General features: G+C 43.0%; 17 protein-coding genes, 2 tRNA genes and 2 pseudogenes. 13 read left to right on the forward strand and 8 right to left on the reverse strand.

Going from position 1 to position 21591, the window contains the following annotated elements:
* Positions 1-81 precede the first annotated feature (81 nt).
* Complete coding sequence (locus tag FQV37_RS08045; RefSeq protein ID WP_220456015.1) at positions 82-651, reverse strand: TetR/AcrR family transcriptional regulator; 570 nt, start codon at positions 649-651, stop codon at positions 82-84.
* Position 652: 1 nt separating this feature from the next.
* Positions 653-1000 (reverse strand): annotated as a pseudogene (locus FQV37_RS08050) (DMT family transporter); the annotation flags it as partial.
* A 502-nt stretch (positions 1001-1502) separates the two neighbouring features.
* Here FQV37_RS08050 and FQV37_RS08055 point away from each other — a divergent pair.
* The 3 genes from FQV37_RS08055 (at position 1503) to FQV37_RS08065 (ending at position 3153) form a co-directional block, all read left to right on the forward strand.
* Positions 1503-1578 (forward strand) — tRNA-Asn (locus tag FQV37_RS08055).
* Positions 1579-1768: 190 nt separating this feature from the next.
* Entirely contained in the window at positions 1769-2098 is a 330-nt protein-coding gene (locus tag FQV37_RS08060) for a hypothetical protein (protein WP_057761113.1), read from the forward strand.
* 323 nt (positions 2099-2421) lie between these two features.
* A complete protein-coding gene (locus FQV37_RS08065; RefSeq protein WP_160022227.1) occupies positions 2422-3153 on the forward strand; it encodes a hypothetical protein in 732 nt (243 codons plus the stop codon).
* A 104-nt stretch (positions 3154-3257) separates the two neighbouring features.
* Here FQV37_RS08065 and FQV37_RS08070 read toward each other — a convergent pair.
* The 3 genes from FQV37_RS08070 to FQV37_RS08080 form a co-directional block, all read right to left on the reverse strand.
* Positions 3258-3348 (reverse strand) — tRNA-Ser (locus FQV37_RS08070).
* A gap of 92 nt (positions 3349-3440) precedes the next feature.
* Complete coding sequence (locus FQV37_RS08075) at positions 3441-4589, reverse strand: type I glyceraldehyde-3-phosphate dehydrogenase (RefSeq protein WP_160022255.1); 1149 nt, start codon at positions 4587-4589, stop codon at positions 3441-3443.
* Positions 4590-4757: 168 nt separating this feature from the next.
* Positions 4758-6695: an AAA family ATPase gene (locus tag FQV37_RS08080; protein ID WP_160022229.1), complete on the reverse strand. Its 1938-nt coding sequence runs from the start codon at positions 6693-6695 to the stop codon at positions 4758-4760.
* Between the two features lie 507 nt (positions 6696-7202).
* Here FQV37_RS08080 and exaC point away from each other — a divergent pair.
* The 9 genes from exaC (at position 7203) to FQV37_RS08125 (ending at position 18805) form a co-directional block, all read left to right on the forward strand.
* The gene (exaC, locus tag FQV37_RS08085; RefSeq protein WP_160022231.1) at positions 7203-8729 is read left to right on the forward strand and encodes an acetaldehyde dehydrogenase ExaC; all 1527 of its coding nucleotides are present in this window, start codon (positions 7203-7205) and stop codon (positions 8727-8729) included.
* A gap of 236 nt (positions 8730-8965) precedes the next feature.
* Entirely contained in the window at positions 8966-9994 is a 1029-nt protein-coding gene (gene adhP / locus FQV37_RS08090) for an alcohol dehydrogenase AdhP (RefSeq protein WP_160022233.1), read from the forward strand.
* 180 nt (positions 9995-10174) lie between these two features.
* Positions 10175-10501: a DUF779 domain-containing protein gene (locus FQV37_RS08095; RefSeq protein WP_160022235.1), complete on the forward strand. Its 327-nt coding sequence runs from the start codon at positions 10175-10177 to the stop codon at positions 10499-10501.
* A gap of 190 nt (positions 10502-10691) precedes the next feature.
* Entirely contained in the window at positions 10692-12320 is a 1629-nt protein-coding gene (locus tag FQV37_RS08100) for a GMC family oxidoreductase (protein ID WP_160022237.1), read from the forward strand.
* Positions 12321-12779: 459 nt separating this feature from the next.
* Positions 12780-14420 (forward strand): ABC transporter substrate-binding protein, encoded by a 1641-nt coding sequence (locus FQV37_RS08105; protein ID WP_160022239.1) that lies wholly within the window; start codon positions 12780-12782, stop codon positions 14418-14420.
* 276 nt (positions 14421-14696) lie between these two features.
* Positions 14697-15713, forward strand: a complete 1017-nt coding sequence (locus FQV37_RS08110) for an ABC transporter permease (protein ID WP_057761126.1) — start codon at positions 14697-14699, stop codon at positions 15711-15713.
* 140 nt (positions 15714-15853) lie between these two features.
* Complete coding sequence (locus tag FQV37_RS08115; protein WP_160022241.1) at positions 15854-16768, forward strand: ABC transporter permease; 915 nt, start codon at positions 15854-15856, stop codon at positions 16766-16768.
* Between the two features lies 1 nt (position 16769).
* Positions 16770-17837, forward strand: coding sequence for an ABC transporter ATP-binding protein (locus FQV37_RS08120; protein ID WP_205962071.1), 1068 nt, complete (start codon positions 16770-16772; stop codon positions 17835-17837).
* Entirely contained in the window at positions 17834-18805 is a 972-nt protein-coding gene (locus FQV37_RS08125) for a peptide ABC transporter ATP-binding protein (protein WP_160022243.1), read from the forward strand. Before FQV37_RS08120 ends, FQV37_RS08125 begins: the two co-directional genes overlap by 4 nt.
* Before the next feature lie 42 nt (positions 18806-18847).
* Here the strand turns inward: FQV37_RS08125 and FQV37_RS08130 are convergent, their stop codons facing one another.
* From FQV37_RS08130 to FQV37_RS08140, 3 genes are all read right to left on the reverse strand, one after another.
* On the reverse strand, positions 18848-19894 hold the full coding sequence (locus tag FQV37_RS08130) for an NERD domain-containing protein (protein ID WP_160022245.1): 1047 nt from the start codon (positions 19892-19894) through the stop codon (positions 18848-18850).
* 40 nt (positions 19895-19934) lie between these two features.
* Positions 19935-20684, reverse strand: coding sequence for a DUF3239 domain-containing protein (locus FQV37_RS08135; protein WP_160022247.1), 750 nt, complete (start codon positions 20682-20684; stop codon positions 19935-19937).
* Between the two features lie 153 nt (positions 20685-20837).
* The gene (locus tag FQV37_RS08140; protein ID WP_160022249.1) at positions 20838-21329 is read right to left on the reverse strand and encodes a hypothetical protein; all 492 of its coding nucleotides are present in this window, start codon (positions 21327-21329) and stop codon (positions 20838-20840) included.
* A gap of 135 nt (positions 21330-21464) precedes the next feature.
* Here FQV37_RS08140 and FQV37_RS08145 point away from each other — a divergent pair.
* Positions 21465-21591 (forward strand): annotated as a pseudogene (locus FQV37_RS08145) (IS3 family transposase); the annotation flags it as partial.

Below are 21591 nucleotides of genomic sequence, written 5' to 3' on the forward strand. Positions count from 1 at the left end.
AGTTAAGTTTCGAAATTTAGTCTTTAAGAAATTTAGTCTTTAAATAGTGAAATAAAAATTATTTTATAAAACAGCGTCATTTTATGAATCAAAGTCTTGTTGCGTCATTTTTATCAGGCGATCACGTAATGACTGTTTGTCTGCGATATCGATACCTGAAAAGTCTGAGAGCCAAATACCGTCAGCGACAAGGCGAACCATACATAATGTCTCGGTATTATCCGTTGCTGCATGTTTTTTGAGTTGCTCGTTCGCCCACTTAGCCCACAACTCACGCAGCTCACTATCACCTAGCATTAGCACATATAAGGTCGCTTGGTTATCGTACTCTTCCTGCCCTTGCTCGCCGAGACTGATGGTGGCGTCTATGTAAGCGCGGGTAAATGAACCGTACTTAACAGGATCGTCAGCCATTGCTGCGTTTACTTCTGCCTCAAACTTAGCCATTGCATCATTGAAGACTTCTAGCACGAGTGCGTTTTTGGTAGAAAAATGATGCATCACACCACCCTTTGTCACCCCAACCGCATCAGCGACCGCCTGAAAAGTCACTTTAGATAAGCCCTGCTCCAATGTGATACGTGCTGCTTGATCTAACAACGCACGACGAATGACTTCTGGCTGTTTTTTACGCTTATAAGCATTTTCCATATCAATGCACCACAGAATTAGACAATAAGTTCATCACAACAACACCGCCGACGATCATCGCGATACCGACCACTGCTGCTGTATCAAGATTTTGCTTGAATAGCACCACACCAGCGAGTGAGGTTAGTACAATCCCAAGCCCGCCCCACAGCGCGTACGCAATACCTAGCGGTATGGTCTTAAGCGTCTGAGCCATTAGATAAAATGAAACCGCATAGAGCGCGCCCATCATCAAAGTTGGCACCAAACGGGTGAACTGCTCTGACTTCATCAAAAAAGTAGTGCCGATCACTTCACAAATGATGGCAATGGCTAAGTAACCATAAGCAATAGTAGTAGGACTCATCTTTAGAACACCCGCTTTTGTTCAACGCATGCTATGAAAAAACATAGCAAAGAAACCACATGGTCGGTATTTTATAGAACTCTACTGCCAATGTGAAGGGCTGTCTTGCAACTTTATTGTGTCAAACGGTGTCGCACCACCTTTATATTCAAAAACACAAAGCACCAAGTCCAGTTTTACTTTGCCGAGTTGATATCTATTTCGATACTTTTATTGTTCATCCTATATGCCATATAAAAGTTTCTGAAAATAATTTTTATTTTTAAAGCACATTTTATTTTTAAAACACATTTATCGTCATTTTCTACTACATTCTGTCTTGAAATAGCCTATCTGATAAGGGATTGGCGTTAATTTTCAATAATTGCGATAATATTTATAATTAAACGCATAATAAGGTTGACAGCCTGTAGTGACTTGGCTAAAATGTGCCCCACATAACGCAAACAAGCTAATTAACTGCTTTAATGTAAAGCATCAATAACTTGCTGTTATGACCAGCTATTCTCCAATAGCTCAGTTGGTAGAGCAACGGACTGTTAATCCGTGTGTCCCTGGTTCGAGCCCAGGTTGGAGAGCCATATACTAAAAACCTTCATCATAATTTGATGGAGGTTTTTTTATTGCTGTGTCTTTTATATTTACTTCTAATAATATTAGCACGGCTATGGTGTTCTTTTAGACATTTTTGTTGTATGGTAAGATTAGTTTTGATTGGGTTCGTTTTTGTTTGAGTGCTTCGCTCTTACTCACTAAAAGTAATGGTTTATTATGATACCTGTACGTATAAAAAATAAGTTTTCTGATCATCCGCAAAAGATCATGCGCCCGATTAGTATTCGTTTGTCTGAAGAAATGATTGGTCTATTAGAAACGACGTCATCAGACTTGGGCTTTAAGCGCATTCAAGGGCTTATTCGTCTTTATATTCGTCAGGGCTTAGATCGTGACCATCAGGATTATACGCTCGCCCATGATGAAGTATTCATCGAAACGCTACGTAAGCGCGGTGTCAGCCAGCATATTATTGATGAAGCGATTGTAGTGACGCATAATAATAACATCACTCATCCGCTATCTGAGTTGCAAGACAACGATTAAACAATTAATAATATCGTTGCTAATTAATAGTATCGTTGCTAAATAGTCTTAAAATAAAAAAGACCGAGTTTGCTAACGCGAGCTTGGTCTTTTTTGTGGCTGTTATAAAAGTTAAAGCATTATTGATATTTTTCTAACTCTCCTCTTGTTATGCCCTTCTTCCATCTAATCTACAATAAATACGTTTTTAAGTACTCTACGATATTTGCGGTTTTAGTTAGCCATAACTAAACACAACAGATGTTTAAACAAGGTATATTAAGAATATAGTCGTGACTATTTATAAGGTTTCAACATAATAAAGATCTGCAAGGAGGGGTACGATGACGGGCTTAAATCAGCGTTTCAACAAAACTTTGTTTTCAACCATGACGGTAGCAATGCTAGTGATTGCGACTGGCTGCTCATCGCCACAGACTGATCCAAGTAAAACAACGATACCGACAGATTCTGACCAATGGCAAAAAAAGTTAGGGCAAACTTTTGAGCAGTTGTCTGAGGCCGATCAACAAGTACTCAGCCGATATATGCTGCGTATGAAATTGAGCGACGCTTATGAATCAGGAGCCATGCCGCGTACCACTATCAAGCAAGCGCTAATACAACAGCGTGAATATGAACGTCTGCATCCAAACAACCCAACAGGTAAGAAAAGCCCAATCGTCAAAGGTCAGGCGGCGAACGCTACTGCACAGATGTATCCTGTCGCCCTGCTCCCAGTGAAAACCAGTGATAGCGATAGCTTAAATCAAGTCAAAATGCAGTTTATGCTATCCAACCATGGCAAAGGCGCGATAAAAAGTTTTAAGGGGACGCTAACTATGAAGGATGCCAACCTGACAAAGGGCAAAAACTTTAATGTGCCTTTGACAACGTTTGATCCACCTATCGCACCAGAGCAGTCTGGCAAGATCATTATTGAAAGCAGCATTGAGGATATCAATGTCATGCGTGCTATTAAAAATGCTAGTGGCATCACTATCGAGATTAATAAAGGCATGCTTATCTTAGTAGACGATCAGACAATCGAATTTGAAAACTCACTGGTTAAGTAGCTGTATAACCTACTGTTGAGGATTTTATAGAAGGTACTAATTAATACTTTTATTAATACCATAAAAAAAGCCCCAATCAGCAATGATTGGGGCTTTTTCGAATTTGGCGGAGACGGAGAGATTCGAACTCTCGAAGGGCTATTAACCCTTGTCGGTTTTCAAGACCGGTGCATTCAACCGCTCTGCCACGTCTCCATTGGTGCATCATTATATAGATATCATTTTATAATGCAAGCCCCTAAACTAAAAAAATTCAATTAATTTTCGAACACTTGTAAATTGATGCATTATCGCTTGCTTGAGGCCAGATGTAAGCACATATCGAGCAACCTATTGGCATAGCCCCATTCGTTGTCATACCATGCAAAAACCTTATATTGACCGCCTACTTGCATAAGCTGCTGACCATCAATGATAAGCGACTCAGTCTGATGGATGAAGTCACTAGATACCAATGGCTCATCGGTATAAGCCATGATGTCATGCAAATGTGCCTGACTGGCAGATTTAAGTACCTCTCGTACTGTCTCGACATCGACATCTGGCGTATCAAATACAAAGGTGACATCAATCGCAGCCACATCGATAGTGGGCACCCGTATCGAATGACCATTTATTTTGCCGACCATGGCTGGTAGCACCCGTTCTGTCGCAGCGATACTACTGGATGTCGTTGGGATAATATTGTAGCCAGAAGCACGCGCCCGTCTGGGATCTCGATGCGCTTGATCGAGCACCGTCTGATCGGCGGTAACCGCATGAATTTCTGTCATCATAGCGGACTTGACGCCGAACGCTTTATCCAATGTGTCAATCAGCGGCACCAGTGCCTGCGTGGTACAAGAAACGCTGGAGATAATCGGTAGCTCAAGCGTGAGCGCATCGGTATTCACGCCCATCACGATACAGGCATCCACATCGTCAAATGGCGCGGCACCGATAATTACTTGTTGCGCGCCAGCTTCGATATGTAGCGTTGCTTGTTCATACGAGCGAAAGTGCCCAGTACATTCTAAAACCACATCGACACCCAGCGCCTGCCAAGGTAGGTTTTGTGGATTGGGCTCTGATAGCATATTGATGCAGTAAGTCAGATTGTTTTTAGTCAGACAGAGCTCAGTCTTGCTCGTATCACCTGACTCACTCTCTACAATCTCAGCATTTACGCCTAATCGACTGAGACGGCCATGTGTGCTGTCAAACTTGAGTAAATGCAGCAATATATCCGCTGGCGCTAAGTCATTAATTGCCACCACATGAATCGCACGGCCCAACACTTCAAAGCGCTCTAGCAAAGCACGAAGTACATTGCGCCCTATACGACCAAAGCCATTGATAGCGACTCTCAGTGGCTGTGTGTGCTCACCAGTAGTACGGAACGTCGCCGCTATCGGGTCAGAGGTCAATTGATAAGTAGCGCTCGAAAAATCAGGCATAACATCGGACATAAAGGGTATCGCTATAAATGGGGGTAAAAACTGAGCGTTATCACGTTGAGTGCGCTAATGATTGCAATGATTGCTAAATATTAAGAAATAGCAGAAATAAAGCCTATAAAAATAAAGGTGACAAAGTTATAGGCAATAAAATTATAAGCAGTAAAACTATGGGGTGATAAAGATCAATGCGAGGCGAATGGTATTGTAGTCAATACTTTGCTTGAGATGATCATATATCGGACGCAATTTGATGCTACCGTCATCATTGAAGTCATTTGGATTATTGGCGACTTTAATGGCGACATAGGCATTACCTACGGCTGTCATTACCTCATCATCTGGACGCAGATGATCGCAGGCAAGACTTGGATCTTGTGATTTTAGGTCAGCAATATGACGCATGATGGTCGACTGTGACAATTGACGAGCTTGTGATATCTCTGCAATGGTCAAACTCTCTTCTAACAACACTCTGGTCGCAAGTAGAGTACTGTCTGATTTGTCAGAGACCTGATTGCCAAGTTTCTGTTTTTTATCGATTTTCGCTTGCTGTTGTTCGCGGCGCTTCTTTTGTAGGGTGGCGTAAGCATCGATTACCGACTTGCTCAATGTCCCACCTGACTTCAGCACGAATTTTTCATGTGCTTGCTGCATGCTTTCTTCATCTAGCATCGCATAGTTGGCATCCGCTTCTTCAGACAGTACTAGAAACCGCTTGTCTGCGCCGCGAGCCAATGGATCAAGTTGCAAGCTCATGTCGTTCATACCCAGCAGCTGTAGACCTGATAGCGATTTGAGGCGTGATAATGCCACATAGCCTTGTCCCAACTCAAAAGTACGCGACAAATCGATTTCAGCTGCATCGAGGGTCATGCCCTGGGATTTATGGATGGTAATCGCCCATGCTAGACAGAGTGGCACTTGTAAATAACTTGCCAGCACATCACCCGTTTCATCTTCGATAATCCACTCTTCAGGCTCAGCGATGACTTCTCGTCCTGAATTAAGCCGCACGACAGGCATTTTCTGGGTCGTTGGTTTCTTCGACTTTGGTTTTTCTTTGTCTTTTTTAGCAGCGGACTTCTTACCTTTTGTCGTTTTTTCGCCAGCAGCCTCTTCATCAACGTCATCGCTGCTATCGTCTTCGATTAACGCGTCACTACTGTCTTTATCCTCTATCTTGACAGCAGCAAACCCAATCAACTCGCCCATCGTTCCGTTAGAGACACCAAGCTCAGCATTGTTTTTGATAAACATTACCTTGGCGCCGACTTTTAGAATCAGCTCGTCTTGGGTACGCACGGTCTTTTTTAGCGTTTCAACCAGCTTACTATCGCCTGTTGCCGTCGCCTCAAAACGCATCATATCGCCATCTAGAGACGCCAGTTCTTTGTCATTGATTTTATTGACATTGAGATTGTGGGTATACAGACGAGTACGCTTAATATCGACGCTTTGGTCATACGTCGCTTCTAAAGCGGCAATCGCCTCAAACGTCACTTCCTGACGACGGATTTGATTGAGAATATCATCTAGATCAAGCCCGCCATTCGCCGCGTCACTGACTTGTCTATGCTGCTCTGACAGATAGCAAATATGGAACTTGGCATCGAGCCACGCCTCAGACATAAAGGCAAATTTTTCACGATTGCTCTCGCCCTTGCTACCGATGGGCGGCAGCTGAAAAAAGTCCCCTGCGACAACGACTTGTATACCACCAAAGGCTTTGTTATTTTTGCGGACATGCTTGAGGACTTGGCTGACCAAATTGAGCTGCTTGGCATGTAGCATTGATATCTCATCGATAACCAATACCGCTGTATCTTTCAACCTATCTGCTAAGAACTGCTTGCGTGATAAATTTGTCAAATCTCGATCAGACAGCTCATCCTTGATACCAATACCCGACCAACTATGAATCGTTGTGCCGTTCATGTGTGTGGCAGCAATACCGGTACTGGCAGTCACCGCAACAGGCACACGGCGAGCGCGTAGATAATCAATATATTGATTGAGCGTATAGGTCTTACCTGAGCCTGCTGAGCCCGTTAAAAAGACATTTTGACCTGTTTTTAAGATATCGAGAGCAGAAGATTGACGCATAGATTCAAACCAGCCAGTAATGTGAAAAAAGAGAATAATAAAACCATCATCATAATGAAAAAAAACGCAACATTTGCCTAAAATCACCTAAAATTTGCGGGCTGTGCAACCTTGAGGTATCGACAATAAAATAAACAATTGTCAATAGAATATAGATAAAAAATGCTTTATTTTTTATAAATGCAAAAAATCAATAGCTTATCTTTTAATTTTGTCCGTAAAGTATCTGCTTTGATCATAAATACCAAGCCTATGCATTCTAGGCTTTACAGAAATAAAATCATGGCCATTAAAGCAAACTTCCTGTTATGTGTTAACTCATCAGTCATTATAAAATTTTAGTATGATTATCAGCAGAAGCCGAGTAGTATGGAACGTGTGCAGAGAGCAATTGATGTTAATCAATCACAACATCAACTGATATTGTTTTGCGATAACAGATATTAGGATAGATAAAATTGCGCTTGTATTATCCGATAAAACAAACAACACAACAAGGAGTGTTTCATGCTGTATGCAAATCCCAATACGGAAGGTAGCCCTGTTCAGTTCCGCGAAAAATACGATAACTTTATTAATGGTGAGTGGACCGCTCCTATCGATGGAGAGTATTTTGATAACACAAGCCCCATCGATGGTAAAACTATTTGCCAAGTCGCCCGCTCAAAACCTGCCGATATTGAAAAAGCACTAGATGCAGCACATGCTGCCAAAGATGCTTGGGGCAAGACCAGTGTTACTGAACGTGCCAACTTGTTACTCAAAATTGCTGACAGCATGGAAGCCAACCTAGAAGCGATTGCGATTGCCGAATGTTACGAAAACGGCAAACCTGTTCGTGAGACACTCGCAGCCGACATCCCTCTAGCCATTGATCACTTCCGTTATTTTGCCAGCGCCATTCGCGCACAAGAAGGCGGTATCAGTCAGATTGACGAAGACACTGTAGCTTATCATTTTCATGAGCCACTTGGTGTCGTCGGTCAAATCATTCCTTGGAACTTTCCTATCCTAATGGCCGTATGGAAGCTAGCACCTGCCCTTGCTGCTGGTAACTGTGTCGTTCTAAAGCCAGCCGAACAAACGCCAGTTTCTATTCTGTTCATGTTAGAGACCATCGGCATCGCTGATATTTTACCAAAGGGTGTACTGAACGTCGTCAATGGCTTTGGGGTCGAAGCGGGTAAGCCACTTGCGTCAAATCCGCGCATCAATAAAGTTGCCTTTACAGGTGAGACTACCACTGGCCGCCTCATTATGCAGTACGCGAGCGAAAACATCATTCCAGTGACGTTAGAGCTTGGTGGCAAAAGCCCTAACATCTTCTTTGCCGATGTTATGGATGAGGACGATGACTTCTTGGACAAAGCGGTCGAAGGTCTAGTGATGTTTGCACTGAACCAAGGTGAAATCTGCACCTGTCCATCGCGGGCACTCGTTCATGAGAGCATCTATGATGAGTTTATCAAACGCTGTATCGCCCGTGTCGAGGCCATCAAAATGGGCAACCCACTCGATACCGACACCATGATTGGCGCGCAAGCCAGCTCAGACCAACTAGAGAAAATTTTATCTTATCTCGACATCGGTAAAAAAGAAGGCGCAAAAGTGCTCGTCGGCGGAGAGCAAGCTAAGCACGATGGCGACTTGACAGACGGTTACTACGTCAAGCCAACGATCTTTGAGGGCACCAACGACATGCGCGTGTTCCAAGAAGAGATCTTTGGACCTGTCCTTGCCGTGACTACTTTTAAAGACGATGACGAAGCCATGCAGATTGCCAATGACACCTTGTATGGTTTAGGCGCTGGTGTATGGACCCGTAGTGTACACAAGGCATATCGCTTCGGACGTGGTATCCAAGCAGGCCGCGTATGGACCAACTGCTATCATATTTATCCATCACATTCGGCGTTCGGTGGTTACAAACAATCTGGTATCGGACGTGAAAACCATTTAATGATGCTCGACCACTATCAGCAAACCAAAAACATGCTGGTGTCGTACAGTCAGAAAAAAATGGGCTTCTTCTAAACCATCATTTCTAATCATGGAGCGGGTTATCACAAGTGTTACATAGCCCGCTCGCTACAACGATCTAAATAAAAAACTGAGACGAATTTTTATATCCTCTAATGCGCTTAGGCGCACAGCAGGAAAAATTTGTAGCAGTCTTGCGTTCAAAATAAGGTGTTTACATATTTTGAATGCAATATCGCAACAACTTTTTATATCAACATTTATCAATCACCCATAAAAGAGAGCTTATTATGACTAACAAAATGAAAGCCGCTGTATTACATGAGTTCGGTCAAGACTTAAAAATCGAAGAAGTCGACATTCCAACCGCAGGTGCTGGGCAAATAGTTGTCAAAATGCACGCCTCAGGCGTCTGTCATACTGATTTGCATGCGGTTGAGGGGGACTGGCCTGTTAAGCCAAGCCCACCATTTATACCAGGTCATGAAGGTGTTGGCGTGATCACGGCGGTCGGTGACGGCGTAACTCATGTCAAAGCAGGTGATCGAGTTGGTGTGCCATGGCTATACTCTGCTTGTGGTCACTGTACGCATTGCTTGGGTGGCTGGGAAACCTTATGTAAAAAACAAGAAAACTCTGGTTACTCAGTGAACGGTAGCTTTGCAGAATACGTCCTTGCAGATGCCAACTATGTTGGCATTATTCCTGAGAGTGTCGACTCCATTGAGATTGCCCCTGTTTTATGTGCGGGCGTCACGGTATATAAAGGTCTTAAAATGACCGACACCAAGCCAGGCGACTGGGTTGTTATTTCAGGTATCGGCGGCCTTGGTCACATGGCTGTACAATATGCCATTGCCATGGGGCTCAATGTTGCTGCTGTTGATATTGATGACGAAAAACTTGAATTCGCCAAAAAGCTGGGGGCAACAGTGACGGTAAATGCTAAAAATACAGACCCAGGTGAGTTGCTACAAGAAGAAATTGGTGGCGCTCATGGCGTGTTAGTCACTGCAGTATCATCAAAAGCTTTTGATCAAGCCTTAAGTATGTTACGTCGCGGTGGTACTTTAGTATGTAACGGGCTCCCCACTGGCGACTTCCCGGTGTCAATCTTTGATACTGTACTCAATGGTATCACCATACGCGGCTCTATCGTTGGCACACGTCTTGACTTACAAGAGTCGCTAGATATGGCAGCGGCTGGCAAAGTCAAAGCGACCGTCAAAGCTGAGCCGTTAGAGAACATCAATGATATTTTTGAGCGGATGCGTAATGGCAAAATCGAGGGACGGATTGTGATTGACTATAGTATGTAGACATGTCTTTTGACATTTTAATACTGCTTTAATGATTCGCAGGTATAATCGTGAACGACAGGTCGTATCGTTTTCAATCACATGCTATAAATGATGTGAAAGAAAAAGATGCGACTTTTGCATTCTTACTCAATAAAACTATGGATTACATTAAGATTCTCTAAAGATAAGGAAATCATTATGCAAATTACGGCAACAGAGTCTTGTAAAGTGTTAATTAAGCTATTGAAATCCAAGCACGGTGAGCTGATGTTTCATCAATCAGGTGGCTGCTGCGATGGTAGCTCGCCCATGTGCTATCCATTAGGAGAGTTCAAAGTGGGTGGTCAGGATGTGTTGGTTGGTGAGCTTGCTGGCTGTCCATTTTATATGGGCAAGGCACAGTACAATTTATGGCAGCATACCGATCTCACCATTGATGTCGTCAATGGGCGCGGTGCGAGCTTTTCGTTAGAAATCCCTGAAGGCAAACGCTTTATCGTACGCTCAGAAATCTGTGCGATATAAGGTCGTTCGATGCAAAATTAAGTAGCATTAATTTTACATAATGTACCGAATATAACAGTCTTCGCTTGTCCTACGATATCGGCGCAAACAGATACCGCAGAGTCATTTTTATTTTATTATTTCAGCAGAATAATAGTTACTGTAAAGCGTACCCTATTTTAATTAGCATGGATGCTATAAGGAATATGAAATGGAATTTGACACAACATTTGACTATGTCATCGTCGGTGGTGGATCAGCAGGTTGCGTGCTCGCCAGCCGTCTCACTGAAAACCCAGATATCAGTGTCTGTTTATTAGAGTACGGCGGTGATGGTAAAGATCTAGCAGTACGCGTACCTGCTGGACTAATTCTGATGGTTCCTGGCAAACCGCTCAAACTGAACAATTGGTGCTTTCATACTACCCCGCAGGAGCACCTTAATAACCGTAAAGGTTTTCAGCCGCGTGGACAATGTCTGGGCGGCTCATCAGCTATCAATGCCATGATCTATACGCGCGGTAGTAAGCTAGATTATGAGCGCTGGGTAGAGAAAGGCTGTACTGGCTGGGGATTTGACGATGTATTGCCTTACTTTATCAAAGCTGAAAATAATATTCGTGGTAGCGATGATCTACATGGTGATAGCGGGCCGCTGCATGTTAGCGACCTACTCAGTCCACGAGACATCTCCAAAGCATTCGTAGAAGCTGCGATTGCCAATGGTCTAGATCACAACCCTGACTTTAATAGCGAAAAGCAAGACGGTACAGGGTTGTATCAAGTCACTCATTTCCATGGTGAAAAACAAGGCCAGCGTTGCTCTGCCGCGGCCGCCTATCTGCATCCCGTACAAAATCGCACCAACCTGACGGTTATCACTCATGCGCAGGCTAACCGCGTCATTATCGAAGACAATCAAGCGACAGGCGTCGTCTACGAAAAAGACGGTGTCGAACATACTGTCACGGCGCGTCATGAAGTCCTACTATCAGGTGGTGCGTTTGGTTCACCCAAAGTTCTGATGCTCTCAGGTATTGGCCCTGCAGAGCATTTGCGGTCTCATAGTATTGATGTGATAGTAGATGCACCTGAAGTCGGTGGTAATTTGCAAGATCACTTAGATGTTGTCTTTGATTACGAGGTCAATACTACTGATGTCATCGGTATTGGCATGGCATCTATTTCGACATTGACCAAAAGTATTCGGCAGTGGAGAAAAGACGGTACAGGGTTACTGTCTACCAACTATGCAGAAGCAGGTGCGTTCTTTAGCGTCGGTGATGACCCAAAAGAGTGGCCAAACACACAGCTGCACTTTGTCATCTCACGCGTGATCGAGCATGGCCGCGATCTAAGACGCGGCTTCGCTGTTTCTTGTCACAGTTGCTACTTACGACCTGAAAGTCGAGGTACTGTCAGATTAGACTCAGCCGACCCTTCCGATGCCGTCTTAATCGATCCAAACTATCTGTCGCATCCAAAAGACGTAGAGTATATGGTAGCCGGTGCCGAGCGTACTCGAGCCATCATGCAAGAGTCTTCACTCGCTAAGTACATCACTGAAGACTACCCCGCCCCTTACCTCGAAAAAGACGGCATGCTCGGCTATATCCGCAATAAGTCAGATACCATCTATCATCCAGTAGGTACTTGCCGCATGGGCTCAGATGACAGCTCTGTGGTCGATTTGGAATTGAAGGTACGAGGTGTGAGCGGATTGCGAGTTATCGACGCTTCAGTGATGCCAACGCTTATTAGCGCCAATACCAATGCGCCAACTATTATGATTGCCGAAAAAATAGCCGATCTCATTAAAGCGAATCATAGCCCTGTTTAATGCTGCATTGGAAAAACGGCTTATAGTTGATTGCTTTAAAGAGACATAACTTTATTATTTCTAATTGTTAACAATGAGTAAAATTGTAACTAGTTAGCGATTTAAAAGCGTGTCTCTTTGCTACTTAGAATAAATAAACATAAAGCCGTAGAATCTAGTATTTAATATCTTATTGGTGCTAAATACGGTAAAACCGTGCATTTTTTATCAAAATTAGTCTATTTATCGCTTGCATTACCACAGATTAAGAGAGTATATTCGAACGACTTACTTATATTTTTAGTTTCTATCTATATAATTTAAAGTTATAACAACATTTAATATGTTTTATTTTGTATATATAAAATACTGCATAGATAGATACTTTAGAGGTCACTAAACGCTTTCTCATCGTATTCATGCTCGAGTACGAACATATGGATACATGAGTACCTACCTACCATTACATAGGATGTAATAATGCAAAAATCACTCTTCAAACTTACAATGTTGGCGACGTTTGTCTTAGGTATCACCGCCTGTAGTGGAGACAACAAAACTACGGATGACTCTGCTGCTAGCTCAGATGCCAAAGCCGCCAAAACATTGCTCTATTGCTCAGAAGGTAGCCCTGCTGGATTCGATCCAGCGCAATATACTTCAGGTACGGATTTTGATGCGAGTGCCTTCCCTATTTACAATGGCTTGGTAGAATTCAAAAGAGCGGAAACCGAGATTCAGCCAGGACTTGCTGAAAGTTGGGATATTAGCGAAGACGGCAAGACTTATACCTTTAATCTACGCAAAGGGGTTAAATTCGGTACAACTGACTACTTCACTCCGACACGCGATTTCAACGCGGATGACATTGTCTTCACGCTAGAACGTATCACTGACCCAGACTTTGAATTTAACAAAGCTTATCCTGCTGAATTCCCATATTCGGTCGGTATGGGACTACCTGATATTATCTCTAATATCGAAAAAGTTGACGACTATACGGTAAAAATCACTCTTAGCGAAACCAATGCACCATTCTTACAGAACCTAGCGATGCCTTTTGCTTATATTGGTTCTGCTGAGTACGCAGATCAATTACTAGCCTCTGGCAATGCTGCTGATATCAATACTAAGCCCGTCGGTACTGGACCTTTTGTCTTTACTTCTTATCAAAAAGACGCGCAAATTCGTTATACCAAAAACCCAGACTATTGGAATAAAGACGACATTTATATCGACAACTTAGTGTTTGTCATCACTAAAGACTCAGCAGTTCGTGCACAGAAAGTGCAAGCTGGCGAATGTCATGTGTCAGCCTATCCAAAACCTGCCGAAATCGAATCTGTCAAAAAATCAGGTAAAGCCACTGTTCTCGATCAGCCTGGCTTCAACGTTGGCTATGTCGGTTATAACGTAGAAAAACCTCAACTGAGCGATCTTAAAGTGCGTCAAGCATTAGATATGGCGATCAACAAAGACGCTATTATCAATGCGGTTTATCAGAGCGAAGGCCTCAAAGCGACCAATCCACTGCCGCCAACGCAGTGGGGCTATGACGAGTCACTTAAAGATGCGCCTTACGACGTCGAAAAGGCAAAAGCACTGATCAAAGAAGCTGGCGCGGATAACCTTTCTATCAATCTATGGTATATGCCAGTTCAGCGTCCGTACAACCCAAATGCCAAGCTAATGGCTGAAATGCTACAAGCAGATTGGGCGAAGATTGGCGTCGATACCAAGCTTGTGACTTATGAATGGGGCGAGTACCTAAAACGCGCTGCTAAAGGTGAGCCTGATGTCATTCTAGCAGGCTGGACTGGTGACAATGGTGATCCAGACAACTGGCTCGGTTCGTTATTATCTTGTGACGCGGTCGGTGGTAACAACTACTCGCGCTGGTGTAATAAAGACTTCGATAATTTGGTGACCAATGCCCGTCAGATTAACAATCAAGATGAGCGTGTGAGTGAATATGAACAAGCTCAGCAGATATTCAAAGAGCAGCTTCCTTGGACAACAATGGCACACTCGGTAGTGACCGTATTCACCGCACCAAACGTGGTCGATTATAAAATTAGCCCACTTGGCTCAATACGCTTCGATGGTGTAAAAGTTGAATAGCCTTGACTGATTAATTCCGTTACAACATAAGCAATTTATTCATTTTATTAATTTTATTCATTTTATTAATTTTATTCATTTTATTAATTTTATTCATTTTATTAATTTTATTCATTTTATTCATTTTATTCATTCATATAAGTGCGGCTGGGTCAGATACTCTGCTCCAGCCGCACTTATATGAATGATATGAACAATATGAATTAAGCGCTTTGTCACGGATCTCTTGATCATCGCTAATACTCTAATCATTGAACCACAACTATTGAGCAGCCCATGCTACTTTATATTCTGCGTCGTATTGCCATTTTAATACCCGTCTATCTTGGCCTAACGCTATCGACTTTTACTCTGATTCGTCTCGTACCTGGAGATGCGGTCGAGATTATGATGGGTGAGCGTATGGTCGATCCAGAGCTACATGCTCGTGCCCTAGAAAGGCTAGGATTAGACAAACCACTCGTTGCCCAGTATTGGGATTATTTGACTGGCATCCTAACAGGTGATTTCGGTCAATCCTTTCGTACTCGTACGCCCGTATTACAAGACTTCTTTGCCCATTTTGTTCCTACTTTAGAGTTAGCATTATGCGCTATTGTCATCGCTAGTGTCATTGGTGTCAGCTTAGGCATCTTTGCTGCCCTGCGCCGTGGTACATGGATTGATTACACCCTAATGTCAGGCGCGTTGGCAGGTTACTCTATGCCCATCTATTTACTAGGTCCCATCCTGACTGGTATCTTCGCTCATTATTTAGGTCTACTGCCCGTCGCTGGTGTGATATCTGTCGCACAGTTTTTAGATGTACAGCCACTGTATGGTTCATGGTTACTTGGCTCACTAAGCTCAGGAGAACCTGGCGCGTTTTGGAACGTGGTCAAACACTTTATCCTACCTTCTATTGCTCTATCGACCATTCCGTTAGCGATGATTGCACGGATGACACGCTCTGCGATGCTAGAGGTGTTAGATGAAGATTATGTGCGTACAGCACGAGCCAAAGGCTTATCTCCGCGCCGAGTAATACTAGTCCACGTAATGCGTAATGCCTTGATTACTGTGGTTACGGTCGTTGGCCTACAGATGGCGACATTACTCGCAGGTGCCATTATTACCGAGACTATCTTTAGTTGGCCAGGCGTTGGTAATTGGCTACTCGATGGGTTTTTCACTCGTGACTACCCTATTGTACAAAATGGTATTTTATTGGTCGCCACCGCTCTGATTTTGGTTAGTTTATTTATTGATATTTTGTATGGTCTGATCAATCCACGTATTCGCCATACTTCTTAATTCAACATTGATAAATACTCACATTATAAATAGTGATGATTAGCGCTTGCATGGTTCTAAAGATTTTTGGCAGATTTCTAATAATTGTTAGGAAGGAAGTCCAAACAAATCCAATGCGCTAGCCACTATAGGAAATGCTCATGAAGCCTTCTGTTCTCCCCTCTGATGTCAATCTGATGGCCGCCACACCGCCGTCATCTTGGCAGCTATTTTTATCGACGTTCTGCCGAAACAAAGGCGCCGTGATTGGTTTTTTCGTACTGGCATTAATGGTACTTGTTGCCATACTTGCGCCTGCTATTGCGCCTCACGATCCTTACGAGCTGTTCACCGGTCAAGAGCAATTGCCACCTGCCTTTTTAGATGGCGGCAATGCGATGTTTTGGCTAGGCACTGATGATGCAGGCCGAGATACATTGTCTCGAGTGATGTATGGCGCGCGTTATTCATTATTTATCGGTCTAAGCGCAACGACTCTGGCGATGTTGGTTGGTATTTCTTTAGGTCTGAGTGCAGCATTTTGGCCAAAGGTCTGGGGCAAGGCGGTCATGTTGGTCAATGATATTCTGATGTCATATCCGAGCTTGCTATTGGCGATTATCATTGCCGCTATCTTAGGGCCATCTATGACCAATACGATTATTACGATCGCACTGGTCTGTACACCGCCTTTTATTCGTCTGACTCGTGCCACAGCAATGGTAGAGCTACAACGTGAGTATTTTATTGCCTCACAAGTGATGGGCGCTGGCGTGCTCAGATTGTTGTTCATTACTATTTTGCCCAACTGTATGGCACCGCTTATCGTACAGGCAACGATGATTTTCTCGTCTGCTATTTTAGAAGCGGGTGCGATTGGTTTCTTAGGCTTTGGCGTACAGCCACCTGATGCCGAATGGGGCGCGATGCTAGGTACGGCACGTCAATATATTCAAAGTAATGTTTGGCTCGCTATTTGGCCGGGTGTCGCTATTTTCTTGGCTGCCCTGTCGATTAACTTGACTGGTGATGGCTTACGCGATGCACTAGATCCCAAATTAAAGCAGGTGACCTAACATGACTGATCCATTAATTAAAACGCCTATCAACCATACCTCTATGAATGGCGCATCAAAAAAAGAATCACCCTTGTTATTAGATATCAAAAATCTTTCAGTTACTTTCGGTCAAGGGATACGCGCCTTTCGTGCAGTCGATGATGTGTCGTTAAAGATTACACAAGGTGAGGTCATCGCCGTCGTTGGTGAATCTGGCTCAGGCAAATCCGTCACTATGATGGCACTGATGGGACTGTTGCCACCCTCTGCAACAGTCCGCGCACAGCGAGTGGTGTTTGATAACAAAGATATGCTTAGCATGCCAGCCAAAGAGAAGCGCGGCATCATTGGCAAAGACATCTCTATGATTTTTCAAAATGCGATGTCTTGCCTAAATCCAAGCTTCACCGTTGAGATGCAATTGGGCGAAGTACTACGCAAGCATCTTGGTTTACGAGGCGCAGCAGTACAAGCGCGTATCTTAGAGCTGCTAGAATTGGTCGAGATGCCCGATGCTAAAAACCGTCTCAAAGTCTATCCGCATCAACTATCAGGCGGTATGAGTCAACGAGTCATGATTGCGATGGCCATTGCTTGTGAGCCAAAACTACTTATCGCAGATGAACCTACCACGGCTCTGGATGTCACGGTACAAGCGCAAATCATGGACTTGCTGAGCCGATTACAACGCGAAAAACAAATGGCCATGGTATTAATCACCCACGACTTGGGACTGGTCGCACAAAACTCGCGTGATGTCGCGGTCATGTATGCTGGACAAGTGGTCGAAACCAGTACCGTGCCAGAGATTTTTCAAAAGCCTGCACATCCTTATACTGAAGCATTGCTACAAGCAATCCCTGAATTAGCCATCGGTCAAGATCGGTTAAACAGCTTACCAGGGGTTGTGCCAAGTCAATATGACAGGCCAGCTGGTTGCTTGTTGTCTCCACGTTGCCCGTATAAAGAACCTGCTTGCGAAGTTCCGCCACCTATCTTAGATACGCCTAATGGCAAGGTGCGCTGTATTGATTCTGATATTACCTCTCGCCCCTCTCACGCTGCTACTTTGGAGTCCCAAGTATGAGTAACAAAGTGGTCTTAAAAGCAGACAACCTACACAAGCACTACCCAGTATCACAAGGTCTGGGCAAAGCAAAAGCGTACGTGAAAGCGCTCAATGGTATCTCATTCGAGCTTGAAGCTGGCAAGACATTGGCCGTCGTTGGTGAGTCAGGCTGCGGTAAATCAACTCTTGCCCGCCAGCTGACGCTGATCGAAGCGCCTACACACGGTGAGCTATTTATCAACGATGAAGGCACCACTGGCTATAGTAGAAAGGCGCTCAAAGATTTACGTACCGAAATTCAAATGGTATTCCAAAACCCTTATGGCAGCTTGAACCCACGCCATACTATCGGCTATCAGTTGACTGAGCCATTGGATATCCATACCAAATTGTCTAAAGAAGAAAAGCGTGACAAAATCAACGAGATGATGAGAAACGTTGGTCTACGTCCCGAACATGCTGGTCGTTATCCGCATATGTTTTCGGGTGGTCAGCGCCAACGGATTGCTCTCGCCCGCGCGATGATGCTCAACCCTAAAATCGTCGTCGCTGATGAGCCAACTTCCGCACTCGATGTCTCCATTCAGGCGCAAGTCTTAAATCTATTTATGGATTTGCAGGATGAATATCGCACCGCTTACGTCTTTATCTCGCACAATCTATCCGTCGTGCGCCACGTCGCTGATGATGTGATGGTGATGTATTTGGGTCAAGCTGTTGAGCACGGCCCCAAAGAAGCGATTTATAATGCGCCAAAACATCCTTACACCATCGCGTTACTAGCTGCTGCCCCAACGGTAAATGGTCATAAAAATGATTTGACCCTACAAGGTGAGCTGCCAAGTCCGCTTAATCCACCAAGTGGCTGCGCCCTACATAAACGCTGCCCCTATGCCAAGCAGCAATGCAGCGAAGTAGAGCCACAACTGCGCGAATGGGACGGTCGATTGGTAGCTTGTTTACGTTTAGAAGAGATATATGGTTAAGGTGACTAAGGTTAAAATGATTAAGGTTAAGATGATTAACGACTAATCAATATTAACCACACCGCGGCACTTAGGAAAGTTGCTACAACCAAAAAAGGTCTGACCTTGATTCAGGCCTTTTTTTGCCACACGCTTGATCATCTCACCGTTACACCTTGGACAGATTGGTATTTGAATCACATCAGCTGTATGGTCTATCACCTCAATTGTCGCAGAAGAACTCGCTGCTAGTTCAGGCTCTACAACCTCAAACGGCGTAAGAAAAACCTTATCAGCGATATTGTGCGATGTAACTGTATACTGAGTGATTGCCTGCTGAGTGTCCATACTATCAATTGGTAACTCGCTAGATTCAATTTCAGTCTGACCAGACCATCGATGCACTTCTCTACTTTTTAGAATAGCTCGTTTAGCGGTCTCTTTTACTATCGGCTCTAGTATAGGCCTATTAGCCACTTTAACAATTGGTTTATCATTAGCGTTACCGCTAGGCTGTTTATTTGTATTCTGGCTTGGATTACTATGCTTGTCTTTTAGATAGGCTTTATGCTCTCTGTTGGTGCGCCAAGACTTGCTAAATCTATTGCTATTAATCTGCTCAACGATAGATGCGACCTCATCTTCAGTGAGTATCTTATCTTGCTTCTTCTTTACATACGAGACCATACCACCTGTCAATACATGTTCAGGCAACTCGTCACGCGTTTTCAGCTCACACTCACCGATGAAGGCAATCATCGAATGAAAGTAGCTCAGCTCTAATCCTAATAAATCTGAGAGCGTCTTAATGTGCAAGTAGTTTTGACGCAATGGATTTTGGAATTTGAATTTACTTCCATTTTGGAAAACTTGTGTCCACTGTCTTTGGTTCTCGCTACCATATATCCAGCCTTTATAGTTTTTGGTCTCAATCACAAAGATGCCGTACACAGAGACGATGATATGATCGATTTGGGTACTGCCACCATTGGCTCGTGGCAAGGTAATACCGTTTAATCGGTGGTAGACGTCTTTTTCAAGCTTTAGCCACATGGCAACATTGATGACGGTTTCACCTAGGAAACCTTTAAAGGAGGATTTTAGAGACATGGTAGATTTCTCGAGAAATAACTCATTAGGTTGATACCTGTCAAATGAAAATCTTTAGCCCATATAAAATAGCTATAAATACCATTACGCTAATTACAATCTTCATTAGATTAATTCGTCCACCTCCTCCTTCAAGTTCAATACTACTTAAAATACTTAGAGAGTCATTCAGTTGCTCATTCCAATTACTCTGTTCTTTATCCACCTGATATAAACCTGGTTTATATGGCTTCTCTAATTCTAATAAATATTTTTCCAACTGCTCCCACTGTTCGTTCGAATAACTTTGCATAGCTAACTTTACTGTCTTTGCATCATTAGTTGCGTAAGATAAAGGAATAGGGTTGAAGTCTAGCCAATGTGCTAAATCGTCATTAGTTGAGGCAGTATAGAGCGCAACTGTTGGTACTCTATCGCCAACAGACACATTTTTTAATGAAGTACATTTCATTATTTTGACTACTGGGAAATGACCGTAACCTTTAGTTAAACTTGTATTAACTGCAATGAGAGTAGGATAAGTATCTACAACAATACCTCCATTTGAATCTCCACTTAGAAAATGCTCCTTTTTATTTACCCAGTAATAAAGGTTCATCACTACTGCAATAACAGTAACTAAGAAATACATAACATCAATGACCATCGTAGCTAATAATGAGCAAATTAGAAATAGTGTCAATAAGCTTACGAACATTTTATTATGACAAAACCATACCCATTTATTTAGCTCCGTATTACCGGGATTTGAAGCAATGCTATTGTCATCGACTGTATAATTATTGCTCATTTAATATCTCGCTCATCAAACCGCTCATCAAACTTGGTGTACAACTAAAAAGAGCTATTAGATTACTCTAACGGCTCTCTTATAAACTAAAAATTTAGTTTATGCTTAAATTACAGTAAACTCTTTATAGACATAACAATCTCAGATATGTAGTTAGTCATAATAAGACTCTTTAATCATATCTGCGGTATATCTAGTATTCACTTTATTCAATAAACTAGTCGCAGTAGGAGCTCTATTATTAGATAATCCAAAATCTATAAATGTTGGCATATTAAACTTTAGTGGGACGCTTCCTTCATAGCTGTAAGTAATCTCTTGGTTGATTTTTCCATTTTGACTAACATCTACTAGAGTTTTAGTTAAGTATCCTGCATTATTATATTCAGCTTTATTAGTAACATTCTGAACGTTAGCTCTAAACCCTTCATATGTTTCTGTAGCACTAGTCGCTAAGCCTAAATTATTATAAGAAACTTCAATATCGATAACAGATGGTTCGTCATTAGTTGTCTGTTTAATAATATTTTTTTGATTATCATAGCTATAGGTAACAGCTCGAACACTTCCATAATCGATTGAGCTATCAACAACTTTTGTAACATTACCTTGATTATCGTAGCTGAATTCTAAAGTATTACGCAATTCTCTAACATCATTGTTAGTAATTTCATCAACTCTTACAAAAGATAGAGCAGACTTAGCTAGGTAATTATTAATATTAAAAGTTTGAACCGCCCCGGGATTGTCGGAGACTCAACATTCTGAGAGAATACGACAATGAAAAAACAAACCTACACTCCTGAGATTAAAGAACGCGCCGTTCGCATGCTGATAGAAGCGTTGGGCGACTATCCCTCCACATGGTCAGCGATTCAAGCCATTGCCCCTAAGATTGGCTGTACGC

It is taken from the genome of Psychrobacter nivimaris (assembly GCF_009812035.1).
Classification (GTDB): Bacteria; Pseudomonadota; Gammaproteobacteria; order Pseudomonadales; family Moraxellaceae; genus Psychrobacter; species Psychrobacter nivimaris.

Bases quoted from the DNA above. Each gene is read 5' to 3' on its own strand.
- FQV37_RS08045 (WP_220456015.1), bottom strand. From the start codon at position 651: ATGGAAAATGCTTATAAGCGTAAAAAACAGCCAGAAGTCATTCGTCGT.
- FQV37_RS08060 (WP_057761113.1), top strand. From the start codon at position 1,769: ATGATACCTGTACGTATAAAAAATAAGTTTTCTGATCATCCGCAAAAG.
- FQV37_RS08065 (WP_160022227.1), top strand. From the start codon at position 2,422: ATGACGGGCTTAAATCAGCGTTTCAACAAAACTTTGTTTTCAACCATG.
- FQV37_RS08075 (WP_160022255.1), bottom strand. From the start codon at position 4,589: ATGCCTGATTTTTCGAGCGCTACTTATCAATTGACCTCTGACCCGATA.
- FQV37_RS08080 (WP_160022229.1), bottom strand. From the start codon at position 6,695: ATGCGTCAATCTTCTGCTCTCGATATCTTAAAAACAGGTCAAAATGTC.
- exaC (WP_160022231.1), top strand. From the start codon at position 7,203: ATGCTGTATGCAAATCCCAATACGGAAGGTAGCCCTGTTCAGTTCCGC.
- adhP (WP_160022233.1), top strand. From the start codon at position 8,966: ATGACTAACAAAATGAAAGCCGCTGTATTACATGAGTTCGGTCAAGAC.
- FQV37_RS08095 (WP_160022235.1), top strand. From the start codon at position 10,175: ATGCAAATTACGGCAACAGAGTCTTGTAAAGTGTTAATTAAGCTATTG.
- FQV37_RS08100 (WP_160022237.1), top strand. From the start codon at position 10,692: ATGGAATTTGACACAACATTTGACTATGTCATCGTCGGTGGTGGATCA.
- FQV37_RS08105 (WP_160022239.1), top strand. From the start codon at position 12,780: ATGCAAAAATCACTCTTCAAACTTACAATGTTGGCGACGTTTGTCTTA.
- FQV37_RS08110 (WP_057761126.1), top strand. From the start codon at position 14,697: ATGCTACTTTATATTCTGCGTCGTATTGCCATTTTAATACCCGTCTAT.
- FQV37_RS08115 (WP_160022241.1), top strand. From the start codon at position 15,854: ATGAAGCCTTCTGTTCTCCCCTCTGATGTCAATCTGATGGCCGCCACA.
- FQV37_RS08120 (WP_205962071.1), top strand. From the start codon at position 16,770: ATGACTGATCCATTAATTAAAACGCCTATCAACCATACCTCTATGAAT.
- FQV37_RS08125 (WP_160022243.1), top strand. From the start codon at position 17,834: ATGAGTAACAAAGTGGTCTTAAAAGCAGACAACCTACACAAGCACTAC.
- FQV37_RS08130 (WP_160022245.1), bottom strand. From the start codon at position 19,894: ATGTCTCTAAAATCCTCCTTTAAAGGTTTCCTAGGTGAAACCGTCATC.
- FQV37_RS08135 (WP_160022247.1), bottom strand. From the start codon at position 20,684: ATGAGCAATAATTATACAGTCGATGACAATAGCATTGCTTCAAATCCC.